Consider the following 14,809-nt stretch of genomic DNA (forward strand, 5'->3'; position numbering starts at 1 on the left):
GGCGCACAGGGTTCAGGTTGCCTGCACGTAGCTTGGATCAACCAGCGTATCGACGGTGATGGTGTCATCCACCAGTCCTTCAGACTGGAACCATCCCAACTGGTCCTCGACCGACGCCATGTTCAGCGCGGCACCTTCGTTCAGCCGCATGGTGCCATTGATGATGGACGGTGCCGCTTTTTCACGGGGGCGGTCGGTGTAGACATATTTGTGGATCAGGTCGACCATCTCGTTGACACCGTCCTCGCCGTTTTCCTTGGCGATCATGGTGGCATTATAGTCAGCAACACCGCTGGAGAACGCGGCAAGGAAGTCACCTGTCATGCCTTTTTCGTCCGCGGCATTCGTGGCCGAGGTGAAGACCGTCGTCACCTGATAGTTGGGCAGGTAATCCGACACATTGCCAATGATATGCACCGCACCGGAGCCCGCGAGCGGTTTCGCAATATGAGGCACGATGGACCACGCATCGATCTGGCCCGTTTTTAGTGCGCCGATAATGGCGCCCACTTTTTGCAGCGGCTTGAAGGTCATGGTTGCACCTTCGGCTTCGGCGACTTTCGATCCCATGTAATGGAAAGATGAACCTGCCGTAGACATTCCGAACGACTTGCCGTCCAGTTGCGCAGGTGTCGTCAGACCTGCCTGAAACGCCGCGTCGGAAGCCAGAATTTTCTGCCCGTCGATACCCGGCTCTTCGGACAGCGCTCCGCCGATGACCTTGATCGCGCCCTTGTCTGCAAGTGAGATCAATCCGCCCGAGATCGCCGTGACGGCGTAGTCGACATCGCCCGAAGCAATGGCGACGGCCATGGGTTGGGCTGCCTGAAAGAACTTCAGTTCCACATCCAGACCCTGATCCGCGAAGTACCCACGCTCCTGCGCGATAAAGCTGGCCGAGTGGCTGGTGAAGCGCAGAGCGCCGACCGTGATCTTCTTGTTTTGCGCCAGCGCAGGTGCGGCCAAGCCGGATGCCGCGGCGGCACCCCCCAAAAGTGTCAGCGTCTGACGGCGGTTGAATGTCACCATGTCATATCCTCCCAAGATGATGGTGTGTGCCGCGTGGTGGCGCGGTCTTGTGCGGAACTCTCTTTCGGTCTGGCCGCAAAGGCAAGCCCACAAAGACACGTTTGGCGGTGGTCCTAGGTGACGAGAGTGCGTCGCACATTCTGGGCGGTCAGCGCGCTGACACGGACATTCGCTTCTTGCGTGACACCAGCGATATGGGGCGTCAGAATGAGGTTGGTGAGATCTTTGAATTTCGCGGCGGCCTCGGCGGTCAGCGGTTCCGTCTCGAACACGTCGAGCGCCGCGCCACCCAGACGCCCGTTGCGCAATGCCATTGCCAGAGCCACCTCATCAACCACGCCGCCCCGCGCAGCGTTGATCAGAACCGCTTTTGGGTGCATCGCGTCCAGAAGATCCGCGTTGACGATGTGATAAGTGTCTTCTGTCAGCGGGACGTGCAGACTTAGGACATCAACGGACGTTGCCAGTTCCAGCAAAGTCTCGCGCCGCCCGGCATGGGCCCATATGGGATCTTTCTCGGATACGAACGGGTCATAGGCCTCGACGGACATACCAAGCGTGTGGGCCTTGCCCGCGGTCTGGCGCGCAATGGACCCGAACCCTACGAGGCCCAACGTCTTGCCCGACAACTCGTATCCGGCCATGTCCTGACGAGGCCATTCGCCCGCGACCATTCGGTCGAACCCGTTATACGCCCGCCGCAACAGCGACATAGCGGTGGACAGAACATATTCCGCCACCGCCAGATCATTGGCACCACTCGCGGGGTGAACGGCAATGCCCCGCGCGGCGCATAGGTCCAGATCAATATTGTCGAGCCCAACGCCCAACCGTCCGACCGCTTTCAGATTGGGCGCGTGGGATAAAAGTTGTTCCTTGACCTGCGTTCGGTTCCGCACGATCAGCGCGTCCGCGTCGCCCAGTGCCTGAAACAAGCTGTCCGGTGTGTCCACGAGACCGGGATCATAGAGAACGTCGTAGGTTTGGCGAAGCTCATCCACGGACGCCTCATCCATGAATTCTGAAATGATGACTTTTTTCATCTTGTCCCCGCGTGTTGCTGCTCTCAACGGTGGTTTTTTGCTATCAGTCCGTCATGCGGGTGATTGTTTCAAGAACTTTGCTGGTCAACGGTCGACATATCGTTAAGAACGGCCCCGACAGAAGACGATAGGAACGAGGTCTTTCATGAAGATTGCGATGATAGGGACAGGCTATGTGGGTCTTGTCTCGGGTGTGTGTTTTTCGGACTTTGGACATCATGTTGTCTGCGTCGATCAGGATCAGACCAAGATAGACAAGCTGCAGGCAGGCCAAGTACCGATCTTTGAGCCCGGTCTGGATGTTCTGATGGCCAAGAATGTCGAGGCAGGCAGGCTGTCCTTTACCCGCGATCTTGCCAGTGCGCTGGAGGGCGCCGATGCGATCTTTATCGCTGTGGGAACGCCGACCCGGCGCGGGGATGGCCACGCGGACCTGACCTATGTTTTTGCGGCAGCCGAAGAAATCGCCAAAACCGCCAAGGACTACGCGGTGATCGTCACCAAATCGACGGTGCCCGTGGGCACCAACCGCAAGGTGCATGAGGTTGTGAAAGCTGCAAACCCCGATCTTGATTTCGACGTGGCTTCCAACCCGGAATTCCTGCGCGAAGGGGCGGCAATCGAGGATTTCATGAAGCCCGATCGCGTTGTCGTGGGCGTAGAGACCGAGCGCGCCGCGAAGGTGATGGAAGACATCTACCGCCCGCTTTACCTGCGCGACTTCCCGATCCTGACGACAGATCTTGAAAGTGCGGAGATGATCAAATACGCGGCCAACGCGTTTCTGGCCACGAAAATTACGTTCATCAACGAGATCGCGGCCCTGTGCGAAAAGACCGGCGCGGACATCAAGAAGGTCTCCAAAGGGGTCGGGCTTGACGGGCGGATCGGCAACAAGTTTTTGCACGCAGGTCCGGGCTATGGCGGCTCTTGCTTTCCCAAGGATACCAAGGCTCTTGCGCGGATCGGACAGGACGTCGCAAGCCCGATGGCAATCACCGAGACGGTCATCCGTGTCAACGAAGAGGTCAAACATCGCTTGGTTGAAAAACTACGTGACGTGTGCGGCAACAGCTTCAAGGACAAGACCGTCGCCGTTCTGGGTGTGACGTTCAAACCGAACACTGATGACATGCGGGACGCGCCATCGCTGACGCTTGTGCCGGCCATGGTGGGAGGCGGTGCGAAGGTTCGGCTGGTGGACCCCCAAGGTTATCGGGAAGGTCAGGATTTGCTGCCCGGATGCGACTGGCTCGATGATCCCTACGAGGCCGCGAAAGGCGCAGATCTTGTGGTTATTCTGACCGAATGGAACGAATTCCGTGCCCTCGATTTGTCGAGACTGGCCGGTGTGATGTCTGCGCCGAAGATGGCTGATTTCCGCAACGTCTATGACCCGTCCGATGCAAAGGCGGCCGGGTTCGAGGCCTATGTGTCCGTGGGGCGGTCGGATTACGGCGTCTGAGACCTATGACGTTCTGATTGTCGGCGGCGGGCCTGCGGGGCTGGCCGTCGCGCAGTCGCTGGCACCGGGCACGCGCGCGCTATTAGTGCACCAGGACCGTGAAATCGGCAAACCCGTGCGGACCTCGGGCGGATCCTGGCTGGCCGATGTGACGGCACTGGGCATTCCAGAGACGCTCTACCATATCGTCGGACGCGTGGACCTCTACACCGACGGGCGGCATCTGCCCGTCGGTCTGGACAGCGATCCCGTCGTTATTCTGGATGTGACGGCGCTGTATCAATGGCTGGCGACCTCAGCACAGGCGGAGATCAGGACCGGCACCAAGTTCCTGTCGGCGGAGGTGCAAGGAGACGCCTATCGCGTCCTGCTGCGCGGACCGGATAAGCGCGAGGTCACGGTGACCGCGCGCTATGTCATCGATGCGTCCGGTTGGCATATGGCCGTGCTCGAAAACCTCGGGTTGAACCAAAAACCCCACCGCCGGGGTGTTGGCATCGAATATGAATTCCAGACCACTGCGTTCGACCGGACCCGCGCCGTGCTGTTTTTCGGCAGCACTATCCCGGGTGGGTACGGCTGGGCCTTTCCAACACGCGAGGGCGCCGTCCGTTTGGGCGTTGGGGTGTTGGAGCCGGACAATCCGACATCGCCGCGCGTGATGATGGAGAAGCTGCTCGCCAGTGATGCCTTGGTGCGCATGGGTATCCCGCAGCCCGCGAACCACCACGTGAACGCAGGGATCATCCCCTCGGTGCCGTTCGAGCGTGATCTAATCCACGGCCAAGTCATTCGTGTGGGCGACAGCGCGCATATGGCGACGCCAACCTTGGGGGAGGGGATCCGGATTTGCATCGAGCAGGGCCGGGCATTGGGCGCGGCGCTGTCCCGAACCCTGGACACCGGAAACGACCGACCACTGAAAACTTGGGAGAGCTCCGTGCAAAGACGTCTGGCGCTTCAGTACCGGGTCGGGCTGTGGGCGAACAAGACCGCCGCCGGGTATTCGCCGCAGCAATGGGACAGGGGCATGGACCGCCTCGCGAAGCTGAGCGATGCCGAACTGATCGCCTTCATGCGCAACGAGTTTTCCGCACCGATGATAATGCGCCGCGCCGCCAAGATGGTCGCGTCAAAGGCGGTCAGATTGATGTCTGGTTGACCCGCTTGGACAGCGCTTCGCGGCTTTCGACGCGCTCTGAATAGCGATCCACCAGATAGTCCTTCCGGTCACGGGTCAACAGTGTGAACTTCACCAGTTCTTCCATGACATCGACCATGCGGTTGTAGAAGGGGGAGGATTTCATCCGACCGTTGTCGTCAAATTCCAGAAAGGCCTTCGGGCACGACGACTGGTTCGGAATGGTCAAAAGCCGCATCCAGCGACCCAGAATGCGCAGCTGGTTCACCGTATTGAAACTCTGCGAGCCGCCATTGACCTGCATCACAGCCAGTGTCTTGCCCTGTGTCGGGCGCACGCCGCCCATCGAAAGCGGGATCCAGTCGATCTGGGCCTTCATGATGCCAGTCATTGCCCCGTGGCGTTCGGGTGAGCACCAAACCATGCCTTCGGACCACGTCACCAGATCGCGCAATTCGGCGACCTTGGGATGATCGGTGCCTTCCGCGTCGGGCAAGGGCAGATCGCGCGGATCAAAGGTGCGCGTCTCGGCGCCCAGTTTCGTCAGAACTCGCGCGGCCTCTTCGGTCATCAGCCGCGAAAAGGACCTTTCTCGCAGCGAGCCATAAAGCAAAAGGATCCGTACCGGGCGCGACGCGTCTGCTGACAGGGCCTCGCCATCAGCTGCATGAAAGGCATCCTCGGTGATGTTGGGTGTCGTCATGGTGTCCCGATATGGGTTTCGCCGCGCGCGCGCGCCAAGGCGATTTGCTTCTGACGCATCCGGAACCGATCCCGGTCCGTGTCGGAATATTCCCCGATACACCGATGGCAGGACACTCCCGCTTCATACTCTGGTCGGGTCTCATCTTCGGGGTTCAGCGGGCGACGGCAGGCAAAGCACAGCGTGTGCGGCCCTTCCTTGAGTCCGTGCCCGACCGAGACGCGCCCGTCGAACACAAAGCACGATCCCGACCACGTGCTGTTTTCTTCGGGCACCTCTTCGAGATACTTGAGGATCCCGCCCTTCAGGTGGGACACATCCTCGACCCCTTGGCCCAAAAGGTAGTTGGTGGATTTCTCACAGCGAATGCCGCCGGTGCAAAACATGGCGACTTTCTTGCCTTCGAACTGGTCTTTGTTTGCCTGCCACCACGCAGGAAACTCGCCAAAGCTCTGCGTTTGCGGGTCCACGGCACCGTCGAACGTGCCGATTGCCACCTCGTAATCGTTACGCGTGTCGATGACGACCACATCATCCTGCGCGATCAGGGCGTTCCAGTCTTTGGGGGCCACATAGTGCCCGGTGCCAGCCTGCGGATCGACATCCGGCTGGCCCATAGTGACAATCTCTCGCTTCAGCCTGACCTTGAGGCGCGCGAATGGCATCACTTCGGCGGTGCTTTCCTTGTGTTCCAGATCGGCGCATCCGGGCAGGGCGCGAATATGAGCCAACGCTGCGTTAATGCCTGCGCGGGGTCCAGCGATTGTGCCGTTGATCCCTTCTTCTGCCAGCAGCAGCGTACCTTTGACGCCACCTGCGTCGCACACGTCCCGCAGCTCTTCGCGCAGGTCAGCAGGCGCGTCAAAGCGTGTAAAATGATAAAGGGCGGCGACGGTGAACATACCCGTCCAAATACGGTCCGCGTACACAGGGATCAAGGGGCGTGGTTGACGCCGCTGCGCCCCGCGCCTAGCAAAGTGAAAGTCTTGCAGGAGGATTGCTATGCGCGGATCGGAACACGCCCTGATCGTCATCGACGTGCAGAAGGATTTCTGCCCCGGCGGTGCGCTTGCAGTTCAGGACGGCGACGCGATTGTCGCGGGCATAAACGCGCAGATGGCCGAGTTTCAGACCGTCGTTCTCACACAAGACTGGCACCCCGTGGGGCACTCGTCCTTTGCGTCGTCTCATCCGGGCAAGGCCCCCTATGAGGTGATCGAGATGCCCTACGGCCCGCAGGTCTTGTGGCCAGACCACTGCATCCAAGGCTCAGACGGCGCGGCGTTTCATTCCAGCCTCGCAACGGACCCGGCCCAGATGATCGTACGCAAAGGGTTCCGGCCGGAGATCGACAGCTATTCCGCCTTTTTTGAGAACGACCACCAGACACCCACGGGGCTGGACGGGTATCTGCGCACCCGGTCCATCACGAAACTGACCCTTGTGGGGCTCGCGTTGGATTTCTGCGTGAATTTCTCAGCGGTTGATGGGGCACACCTTGGGTACAAGGTGGAGGTCGATCAGACGCTCTGCCGTGCCATCGATCTGGACGGATCACTGGAGATGGCTCGCGCTGGGATGAAAGAGGCAGGGGTGACGCTTCATGGTTGATATCGCCACACGGGTCTACAACCACAAATGGAAGATTGATCCCATCGTCCGGTCGCTCATCGACACGGATTTCTACAAGCTGCTGATGTGCCAGTCTGTCTTTCGCAACAAGCGCGATACGAATGTCACCTTTTCGCTGATCAACCGCAGCAAGGACATTCGTCTGGCTGATCTGATCGACGAGGGCGAACTGCGCGAACAGCTTGATCATATTCGCTCTCTGTCGCTCAGCCGGGGGGAAAGCACCTTCCTGCGCGGCAATACGTTTTACGGCAAACGCCAGATGTTCCGGCCCGAGTTCATGGAATGGTTTGAGGGCTTTCGCATGCCCGACTACCATCTGGAAAAGCGCGACGGACAGTATGAATTAACCTTTGAAGGCAAATGGCCCGAAGTGATGCTTTGGGAAATTCCGGCGCTGAGCGTGCTGATGGAGTTGCGCTCCCGCGCGGTCCTGAAGGACATGGGACGGTTTGAACTGCAAGTTCTCTATGCCCGCGCCATGACGCGCCTGTGGGAAAAGGTCGAGCGGTTACAACATCTGGATGGACTGAGGCTGGCTGATTTCGGCACACGACGGCGGCACAGTTTCATGTGGCAGGACTGGTGCGTACAGGCGATGATGGAAGGCTTGGGCGACAAGTTTATTGGCACCTCCAATTGCCTGATCGCCATGCGCCGCGAGGTCGAAGCCATCGGAACAAATGCTCATGAATTGCCAATGGTCTATTCCGCGTTGGCAGATGATGACGCGTCTCTGAAGCGCGCGCCCTACGATGTTCTGGCTGATTGGCATGAGGAGCATGAAGGTAACCTGCGCATCATCCTGCCTGACACGTACGGCACGGACGGTTTCCTAACCAATGCGCCCGATTGGCTGGCCGGCTGGACCGGTATCCGGATCGACTCGGGCGATCCCGCGGAAGGGGCCGAGCGTGCGATTGCATGGTGGATGTCCCGCGGTGAAGACCCGCGCGACAAGCTGGTGATCTTTTCCGACGGGCTGGACGTGGGCAAGATAGAAGAGCTTCAGTCGCAATTCGCAGGCCGGGTGAAGGTATCCTTTGGGTGGGGCACCCTGCTGACCAATGATTTCCGGGGGCTGGTGCCGGACAATGGCCTCGCGCCTTTCTCGCTGGTTTGCAAGGCGGTGTCTGCGAATGGAAGACCGACGGTTAAGCTGTCGGACAATCCACGCAAAGCCATGGGGCCCGCGCTTGAGATCGAGCGCTACAAACGTGTGTTCAACGTCGGCGCTCAGCGAGAGCTAGAGGTCGTGGTCTAGGCCTGAAACCGGTCCACGCATCGCAGCGCGCGCTCCGCGTAGAACCGCTGTCGGGGGTCATCTGCTCCAGTTCGGGAGATGATCCACCCGCATGATGCGAACGCCCGCAGCATCATGAACAGCGGGACAGCCGCCCGAGCCCCCGGCGCATCATATCCGCGGCACAGCGCATCCGCCAACGAGTCCAGATCGGGGTTCTCCGCATGCTGGATCAGGGCCGTGCCCAGATCATAGAGCCTGTAGCCCATGCCACTGTCATCAAAGTCGATAAGCGATAGGGCGTCGTCCGCCTGCAGAATGTTTTCCTGCAACAGATCGGCGTGGATCAAACCGATATCGGGATTTTCCAGCGCGGCCAACGCCTCCGCTGCTTGACCGCGGGCAATCAGAAGGGTCTCGACCTCTGCCGGGGCAAGGGCCGGATTGTCCCAGAACCTACCCCACAGCGGGTCAGGCCCCAGCAGCGCATCCAGATCCCAGTGCGGGCGTGTGATACCTGATTGATCAAGCCGGTCGGTCGTCTGATGCAGCCGTTTGATTAGACGCCCGAGCCGTTCATAGAGCGCGCACTGTTCGGCCAGCGGGCCGTCAAAGGGCACGCCATTCTCGCCGATAGGCGCCGCATCGATCCATGTGACCACGGATGCGCAAGGCATGCCGTCCGCAATGAGGTCGCCCGCCTTCGTGCGCAATGGCCGGGGGCAGGGGAAGCCCGTATCCGCCAGGCGCTCTGTCCATCTGAGTTCCGACCGGATGCCCTCGGCGCTTTGGTACCCCGTCCGGTGCAGACGCAACGCGGCGTGTGTCCCATCGGCAAACTGCACCTCGTAGACCGCGTTCTCTCGATCCCGGATAAGACGGGGCGGTGCGGCAAGCGGCCCCCACTGCGACAGGATCGCGTCAGGTATCATAGGGGGTGCGGGCCAAAATAGCCTCCAACGTGTCCATGGCCAGATCCACGTGATCGCGACCAAACGGCATAGGTGGGCGCATCTTCAGCGTGTTCATGTGGCGCCCGATCCGGTTCAGTAAAATACCCTCCTGCCGCATCCCCTCGACCACGGCGGCGGTGAATGGGCCGGCCGGTGTGCCGTCAGGCCGTACGAACTCAATTCCGAAAAACAGGCCCAATCCACGCGCCTCGGCCTTCAAGGGGTGGTCGATCCTTTGTAAACGGTCCAGCGCGTAAGCCCCGACATCTCGCGCATTTTGGATCAGATTTTCATCCTCCAGAACGTCCAGCGTCGCAAGCGCCGCCGCGCAGGACACAGGATTGCCACCGAAGGTGTTGAAATAGCCAAATGCCTCGCGGAAGGCAGCCATCACATCTGGTCGCGTCACAACTGCGGCGACCGGGTGACCATTTGCCATCGGCTTGCCCAAGGTGACCACATCCGGCGCAAAGCCCAGCCAGTCATGCCCCCACCATTCCGCGCCGATCCGCCCGAAGCCCGGCTGCACCTCGTCGCACAGGATCAGCCCGCCTGCCTTGCGGATGACCTCGACGGTGGGATCCAGAAATCCCGGGGACAGGGCCGGGAAGCCTTCATTCGCAAATGTCGGGCACAACATGAAGCCCGCGAAGCCGTGGCCGTTGGCGTCCAGCTCCGCGATGGCGCGAGCAACGTTCTCTGCAAATGCGTCAGGCTGGTTTTCAAGCTTTCCGCCCACGGGGCGCACCGTATCAGGGGCCGGGACCAGTCGGACGTGATCGGGATACCCGCCGATGGGCGGCCTGCGGGTGGATAATTGCGACACCGCGCTGGTGTTGCCGTGATAGGTGTTGTCGGTTGCGATGAAGCCGGTTTTGCCGGTGACAGCCTGTGCCATGCGAAGGGCGATGTCGTTGGCTTCGGAGCCGGTGCAGACCATGATCATCTGGCGCAGGTCGTGGCTGAACTTTGCAGTCAGGCGTTCGGTGTAGTCAAGCACACCATCATGCAGATACCTGGTGTGCGTGTTGAGCGTCGCGGACTGGCGCGCGATCGCCTCGACGACTTTCGGATGGCAGTGTCCCACATGGGGAACGTTGTTGTAGCAATCGAGATACCGCCGCCCGTCTGCATCCCAGAGCCACACGCCCTCTGCGCGTACCAGATGGACGGGATCTTCGTAGAAGGTCGGCACGTTTGGCCCCATGAGCCGCGCGCGGCGCGCCAGCATCTCAGCCGTCATAGTCGACCTTTCCGCGCAGGGATTTTACCTCACCCCGTTGCTTTTTGGCTGCGATGCGCCTGCGTTTGGAGCCGAGTGTGGGACGGGTGGCAATGCGCCGCTTCGGTTTTTCCAACGCCTTGAGGATCAGGTCGCGCAGGCGTTTCTCGGCAATTTCCCTGTTTCGGGCCTGGCTGCGGGTGTCCTGCACCTGCAGGATGATCGCCCCGTCCGTGGTCCAGCGCCGACCCGCCAGCCGTTTGAGCCGCGTCTTCACAGGCTCCGGCAGGTTGGGGGATCGGGCCGCCTCGAACCGCAGTTCCACTGCCGTGGCCACCTTGTTGACGTTCTGCCCACCGGGGCCGGATGCGCGCACGAAGTGTTCCGTCAGTTCCCAGTCTTCAATCGTGATGGTGTCAGTGATCCGGATCATGGCACCAAGTCATAGCGCGCCGGTGAAAAAGCGAAAGGGGCGCGATGAAGTGGCAATAGAGCCCCAACCGGGCTAGGTGCCTGATATGCGTTCGTTTCTTTCAAGTCTGACGCCGTCTTGGCTGGCGGGATATGAGCCGGGTCATTTGACGGCAGATGGCTTGGCCGGGTTTATTCTGGCGATCCTGCTGATCCCGCAGGCTATGGCCTACGCTTTGCTGGCGGGCCTTCCACCAGAGGCAGGCCTCTACACCGCGATGATCCCGCCACTGCTCTATGCCCTCTTCGGGCAAAGCGCGTTTGTTTCGGTGGGGCCTGTCGCGCTGGCCTCCTTGCTGGTGGCGGACGCTGTGGGGGGAAGTGATCTGCCCCCAATGACTGCGGCCGCCATCATGGCCATCGAGACCGGGGCGATCCTACTGGCCCTTGGACTGGTGCGGTTAGGCCGTCTGGTCAATTTCATCAGTGAACCTGCGCTTCTGGGCTTCACCGCCGCAGCTGCCGTGCTGATCGCGACCAGTCAGGTGCCGGCGTTGTTGGGCCTCGATATTCCACGCGCGGGCGACCTTGTTGCCGGAACGCAAGGTTTTCTGGGTGCAGGCATGCCACATCTGCCAACGGTTCTGCTCAGCCTGTGCGTTTTGGCGGCTTTGCTCATTGGTGACCGCTATGGGGCGGCTACGCTTTGGCGGATCGGGGTCCATCCGCCCTACCGCCTTGCGCTCGCCAAGAGCATTCCGTTGCTTGTCATGATCGCCGCAACGCTTGCGGCGGTACGTTTGGGCGATGGGATTGCGCGGGTCGCGCCGCCGTCTGGTGCGTTGCCCGAGATTGGCGTGCCGCTGCACAGTCTTGAGGCGTGGTTGAGCCTTCTGGGTCCAAGTGCTGTCGTCGCGCTGATCGTTTTTGTGACAGGTACGGCTGTTGCAAAATCCCTGTCAGGACGGGACAACAAGGCGCTCAACACGAGTCGGGAAGCGATAGCGGTCGGCGCGGCGAATGTCGCTGCTGGCATGACCGGTGGGTATCCAACCGGTGTTTCCCTCAGCCGGTCGGCACTTGTCTACGACACAGGCGCGCGGTCGCCGCTGGCCACGGCGTTTGCCGGGCTGCTGGTGCTGCCGGTGATCCTGTTCGGCGGCCCGGTTCTGGCGCTGCTGCCCGAGGCGGCCTTGGCCGCGCTTGTGGTCAGCGCGGTCTTTGGTTTGATCAAGCTGGATGAAATCCGCGCCGTCTGGCGCCACAGCCCGACCGAGGGCGGGGTCATTGCGGTCACGTTTCTGGCAACGGTACTGACAGGCGTCCAGACCGGTCTGCTGATCGGTGCGCTGGCGGGCATCGCGGCGTTCCTGTGGTTTTCCAGCCTGCCTCGGGTGACCCGCATCGGATCTGCGCAGGACGGGGAGATCTACCGTTCCGTTGATCGAGACGACATCGATGTGGATACATTACCTGTTTTGGTGGTTCGCATTGATCGCTCTCTTTACTTCGGCAACGTCGGACATTGTGAGGATCAGCTCAGCGAGCTTTTGGCGAAACATCCCGAGGCGAAGGGGCTGCTTTTGGACATGCGCGGTGTGAATGCCGTTGATGCAAGCGGCATTCGGATGCTTAACAGATTGCTCAGCTCCCTGAAGGAGCGTGATTTGGTCATGGGCTTTGCTGCGTTGCACGAGCCTGTCCATGAGGCCCTGCGAAAGGCCGGGCCAGGAAAAACCTACCCGTGTTATCAGACCGTCGAGGAAGGCGTTGAGGCGCTAACGCTGGAGTGCGACGGCGCGCAGCCGTGAGGCTTTTTGAAAAGAGAAAAGGTCGCTGACAGCGCAGCGACCTTTCCGAGATCTAGCGGAGGTGGGCCAAGTGGGTCTGACCCGATCCCTCGGTGTGAGTCAGGGGGCTGCCCCTAGAAACGCACCTCCGAACCTTGCTTGACACCTCTCTCCAAAATCACTCTAGACATGGACACCTCCTTTCTCTGGTTGCTGTTATCTCAGATGGTGGCACATCTTGTGGATAAAACAAGAATTTTTATGTCGCACCGTGAGAAAGTTTTGTGACGAGTATCCGGAAGGGGATCAAAGCGACCAACGCGATGCCCAGTTTCACCCCATAATCCGCAATGGCCAGACCAACCCAATACGGCATCACAGGTCCCATATCGAAGAGCGCGCGCGCCTCGTTGGCCCAGCTGACATCGTTGCCCGGTTCGACGAAGGTCAGCGCACCTGCGAAGGCAATCGTGAAGAACAGCCCAGTGTCCACAGCGGAGCCGATCACGCTGGACGTCAGTGGCGCGGTCCACCACGACCGGTCGCGCAGCTTCGAGAAAATCACCACATCCAGAAGTTGCGCCGTCAGGAAGGCGATGCCCGAGCCGACGGCGATGCGCAGGGTTACGAGCGGGCCAAACTCCCCCATAATCTGGGTGCCGATCAGCGAACAGATGACGCCAACAACGAAGCCGACATAGATCACGCGACGGGCGGGTCCCATTCCATAGACGCGGTTCATTACATCCGTGACGAGAAAGGCGAAGGGGTATGTGAAGGCCCCCCATGTCAGCCAGCCACCTGCGATGACGTGCTGCACAAGAATGTTTGATGTGACCACAATAGCGGCCATGGCGAAAACGCCGGGAAGAAGACGGGTCATTGATGTGTTCCGTTTTGACAAGGTAGCGGAGACTTGGGGCAAATGCCCTGCGAAGGCGGTCGTTTAGGACAAGGCTTTCACGGGCGCAAGCCCCTTCGCCCTCAGATGTCAGACGCCCGCTGCGACGATTGCGTCCGCCAAAAGCGGCACGGTTGAGGTGTTCAGCCCCGCAATGTTCATGCGGCTGTCGCCCACCATGTAGATTCCGTGGACCTCGCGCATCTCGTCTACTTGGGCGCGGGTTGCGCCAAGGCGGGAGAACATGCCGCGATGCTCAGCGAGAAACCCGAACCGATCTGACCCGGTTCGTTGCCGCAGCGCATGTGCCAGCTCTGTTCGCAACAAGGACAGCCCATCACGGATATCGCTCAGCTCTGCCTGCCATTGCGCGCGCAAGTTCGGGTCGTTCAGCACCATAGTCACCAGCCGCGCGCCGTGGTCCGGCGGGAAAGAGTACGCCTGCCGGTTGAGAAATGCCGCCGTGTCACGGGCCACGCCTTGCACGCCGGTGTCCTGCGACACCAGCAACAGCGCCCCGACCCGGTCCCGATACACGCCGAAATTCTTGGAGCAACTGGCCGCAATGATCATCTCGGGCATCGTCTTGGCCAGATGCCGGACACCGTAAGCATCCGCATCAAGCCCGTTTCCGAACCCCTGATAGGCCAGATCAATAAAAGGGATCAGACGTTTGGTTCGCATGATCTCAGCCACATCCTGCCATTGGGACGCGTTCAGATTGGCCCCGGTGGGATTGTGGCAGCAGCCGTGCAGCAAAACCACATCACCGGGTGCCGCGTTCGAAAGGTCCGTCATCATGCCGTCGAAATCCACGCCGCCGGTCTCGGGATCGAAATACCGGTACTCTGACATGGGCATATTCAGGTAAGAGATAATCGATGGGTGGTTCGGCCATGTGGGCGCGCTGATCCAGATCTGCGCATCGGGCGCGGCCAATTGGATCATCTCAAGCCCCGCGCGAAAGGCAGCTGTTCCGCCGGTTGTTGCGGCGCCCGTAACATGATCCGCTGACACCGCATCATTCAGGATCAGGCGGCGCATAGCGTCGGCAAACTCCGGATCACCGGCGAGACCCACATAGGTCTTAGTGGTTTCGGACTGCCAGAGCCTGCGCTCAGCCTCCTTTATGGCGCCCATAACGGGGGTGTTTCCGTGCGCGTCGCGGTAAACACCAACGCCCAGATCGAGTTTTGTCTCCCGCGGGTCAGCGCGAAAAGCCTGCATCAGCGCGATGATCTCATCGCCCGGTTGCTGGGGCAGAGCCTCGAACATT

General features: G+C 60.5%; 14 protein-coding genes. 5 read left to right on the forward strand and 9 right to left on the reverse strand.

Annotated elements, in window-relative coordinates; genetic code table 11:
• Positions 1 to 12 precede the first annotated feature (12 nt).
• Together KIN_RS10150 and KIN_RS10155 are read right to left on the reverse strand one after the other, a co-directional pair.
• Positions 13 to 1,029, reverse strand: coding sequence for an ABC transporter substrate-binding protein (locus KIN_RS10150; protein WP_159806536.1), 1,017 nt, complete (start codon positions 1,027 to 1,029; stop codon positions 13 to 15).
• Positions 1,030 to 1,142: 113 nt separating this feature from the next.
• A complete protein-coding gene (locus KIN_RS10155) occupies positions 1,143 to 2,072 on the reverse strand; it encodes a hydroxyacid dehydrogenase (RefSeq protein WP_159806538.1) in 930 nt (309 codons plus the stop codon).
• 145 nt (positions 2,073 to 2,217) lie between these two features.
• On the opposite strand from KIN_RS10155, the gene KIN_RS10160 reads away from it, so the two are divergent.
• Both KIN_RS10160 and KIN_RS10165 read left to right on the forward strand, forming a co-directional pair.
• Positions 2,218 to 3,537 carry a UDP-glucose dehydrogenase family protein gene (locus KIN_RS10160; protein WP_159806540.1) on the forward strand — a complete coding sequence of 440 codons (1,320 nt, stop codon included), beginning with the start codon at positions 2,218 to 2,220 and terminating at the stop codon, positions 3,535 to 3,537.
• Positions 3,503 to 4,699, forward strand: a complete 1,197-nt coding sequence (locus KIN_RS10165) for an NAD(P)/FAD-dependent oxidoreductase (RefSeq protein ID WP_159806542.1) — start codon at positions 3,503 to 3,505, stop codon at positions 4,697 to 4,699. The genes KIN_RS10160 and KIN_RS10165 overlap by 35 nt, the downstream gene beginning before the upstream one ends.
• On the opposite strand, the gene arsH is transcribed toward KIN_RS10165, so the two are convergent.
• Both arsH and trhO read right to left on the reverse strand, forming a co-directional pair.
• Positions 4,680 to 5,381, reverse strand: a complete 702-nt coding sequence (gene arsH / locus KIN_RS10170) for an arsenical resistance protein ArsH (protein WP_159806544.1) — start codon at positions 5,379 to 5,381, stop codon at positions 4,680 to 4,682. The two genes, KIN_RS10165 and arsH, sit on opposite strands and share 20 nt — an antisense overlap.
• Positions 5,378 to 6,283 (reverse strand): oxygen-dependent tRNA uridine(34) hydroxylase TrhO, encoded by a 906-nt coding sequence (trhO, locus tag KIN_RS10175; protein ID WP_159806546.1) that lies wholly within the window; start codon positions 6,281 to 6,283, stop codon positions 5,378 to 5,380. The genes arsH and trhO overlap by 4 nt, the downstream gene beginning before the upstream one ends.
• 100 nt (positions 6,284 to 6,383) lie before the next feature.
• Between trhO and pncA the strand changes: the two genes are divergently transcribed.
• Together pncA and pncB are read left to right on the forward strand one after the other, a co-directional pair.
• Positions 6,384 to 6,992, forward strand: a complete 609-nt coding sequence (gene pncA, locus KIN_RS10180; RefSeq protein ID WP_159806548.1) for a bifunctional nicotinamidase/pyrazinamidase — start codon at positions 6,384 to 6,386, stop codon at positions 6,990 to 6,992.
• Positions 6,985 to 8,277, forward strand: a complete 1,293-nt coding sequence (gene pncB / locus KIN_RS10185; protein ID WP_159806550.1) for a nicotinate phosphoribosyltransferase — start codon at positions 6,985 to 6,987, stop codon at positions 8,275 to 8,277. The genes pncA and pncB overlap by 8 nt, the downstream gene beginning before the upstream one ends.
• On the opposite strand, the gene KIN_RS10190 is transcribed toward pncB, so the two are convergent.
• From KIN_RS10190 to arfB, 3 genes are read right to left on the reverse strand one after another with little or no spacing between them, the layout of a single operon-like run.
• Positions 8,274 to 9,188, reverse strand: a complete 915-nt coding sequence (locus KIN_RS10190; RefSeq protein WP_159806552.1) for a phosphotransferase enzyme family protein — start codon at positions 9,186 to 9,188, stop codon at positions 8,274 to 8,276. The two genes, pncB and KIN_RS10190, sit on opposite strands and share 4 nt — an antisense overlap.
• Positions 9,178 to 10,452, reverse strand: a complete 1,275-nt coding sequence (locus KIN_RS10195; protein WP_159806554.1) for an aspartate aminotransferase family protein — start codon at positions 10,450 to 10,452, stop codon at positions 9,178 to 9,180. The genes KIN_RS10190 and KIN_RS10195 overlap by 11 nt, the downstream gene beginning before the upstream one ends.
• Positions 10,442 to 10,864 (reverse strand): alternative ribosome rescue aminoacyl-tRNA hydrolase ArfB, encoded by a 423-nt coding sequence (gene arfB, locus KIN_RS10200; protein ID WP_159806556.1) that lies wholly within the window; start codon positions 10,862 to 10,864, stop codon positions 10,442 to 10,444. The genes KIN_RS10195 and arfB overlap by 11 nt, the downstream gene beginning before the upstream one ends.
• Positions 10,865 to 10,949: 85 nt before the next feature.
• Between arfB and KIN_RS10205 the strand changes: the two genes are divergently transcribed.
• The gene (locus KIN_RS10205) at positions 10,950 to 12,653 is read left to right on the forward strand and encodes a SulP family inorganic anion transporter (protein WP_159806558.1); all 1,704 of its coding nucleotides are present in this window, start codon (positions 10,950 to 10,952) and stop codon (positions 12,651 to 12,653) included.
• 238 nt (positions 12,654 to 12,891) lie between these two features.
• On the opposite strand, the gene KIN_RS10210 is transcribed toward KIN_RS10205, so the two are convergent.
• Both KIN_RS10210 and KIN_RS10215 read right to left on the reverse strand, forming a co-directional pair.
• On the reverse strand, positions 12,892 to 13,515 hold the full coding sequence (locus tag KIN_RS10210) for a queuosine precursor transporter (RefSeq protein WP_159806560.1): 624 nt from the start codon (positions 13,513 to 13,515) through the stop codon (positions 12,892 to 12,894).
• Between the two features lie 108 nt (positions 13,516 to 13,623).
• Positions 13,624 to 14,808 carry an amino acid aminotransferase gene (locus KIN_RS10215; protein ID WP_159806562.1) on the reverse strand — a complete coding sequence of 395 codons (1,185 nt, stop codon included), beginning with the start codon at positions 14,806 to 14,808 and terminating at the stop codon, positions 13,624 to 13,626.
• Position 14,809 lies beyond the last annotated feature (1 nt).

The sequence above is a fragment of the Litoreibacter roseus genome, assembly GCF_009811795.1.
Classification (GTDB): Bacteria; Pseudomonadota; Alphaproteobacteria; order Rhodobacterales; family Rhodobacteraceae; genus Litoreibacter; species Litoreibacter roseus.

Bases quoted from the DNA above. Each gene is read 5' to 3' on its own strand.
- KIN_RS10150 (WP_159806536.1), bottom strand. From the start codon at position 1,029: ATGGTGACATTCAACCGCCGTCAGACGCTGACACTTTTGGGGGGTGCC.
- KIN_RS10210 (WP_159806560.1), bottom strand. From the start codon at position 13,515: ATGACCCGTCTTCTTCCCGGCGTTTTCGCCATGGCCGCTATTGTGGTC.
- KIN_RS10215 (WP_159806562.1), bottom strand. From the start codon at position 14,808: ATGTTCGAGGCTCTGCCCCAGCAACCGGGCGATGAGATCATCGCGCTG.
- KIN_RS10165 (WP_159806542.1), top strand. From the start codon at position 3,503: ATGTGTCCGTGGGGCGGTCGGATTACGGCGTCTGAGACCTATGACGTT.
- arsH (WP_159806544.1), bottom strand. From the start codon at position 5,381: ATGACGACACCCAACATCACCGAGGATGCCTTTCATGCAGCTGATGGC.
- KIN_RS10195 (WP_159806554.1), bottom strand. From the start codon at position 10,452: ATGACGGCTGAGATGCTGGCGCGCCGCGCGCGGCTCATGGGGCCAAAC.
- trhO (WP_159806546.1), bottom strand. From the start codon at position 6,283: ATGTTCACCGTCGCCGCCCTTTATCATTTTACACGCTTTGACGCGCCT.
- arfB (WP_159806556.1), bottom strand. From the start codon at position 10,864: ATGATCCGGATCACTGACACCATCACGATTGAAGACTGGGAACTGACG.
- pncB (WP_159806550.1), top strand. From the start codon at position 6,985: ATGGTTGATATCGCCACACGGGTCTACAACCACAAATGGAAGATTGAT.
- pncA (WP_159806548.1), top strand. From the start codon at position 6,384: ATGCGCGGATCGGAACACGCCCTGATCGTCATCGACGTGCAGAAGGAT.
- KIN_RS10160 (WP_159806540.1), top strand. From the start codon at position 2,218: ATGAAGATTGCGATGATAGGGACAGGCTATGTGGGTCTTGTCTCGGGT.
- KIN_RS10155 (WP_159806538.1), bottom strand. From the start codon at position 2,072: ATGAAAAAAGTCATCATTTCAGAATTCATGGATGAGGCGTCCGTGGAT.
- KIN_RS10205 (WP_159806558.1), top strand. From the start codon at position 10,950: ATGCGTTCGTTTCTTTCAAGTCTGACGCCGTCTTGGCTGGCGGGATAT.
- KIN_RS10190 (WP_159806552.1), bottom strand. From the start codon at position 9,188: ATGATACCTGACGCGATCCTGTCGCAGTGGGGGCCGCTTGCCGCACCG.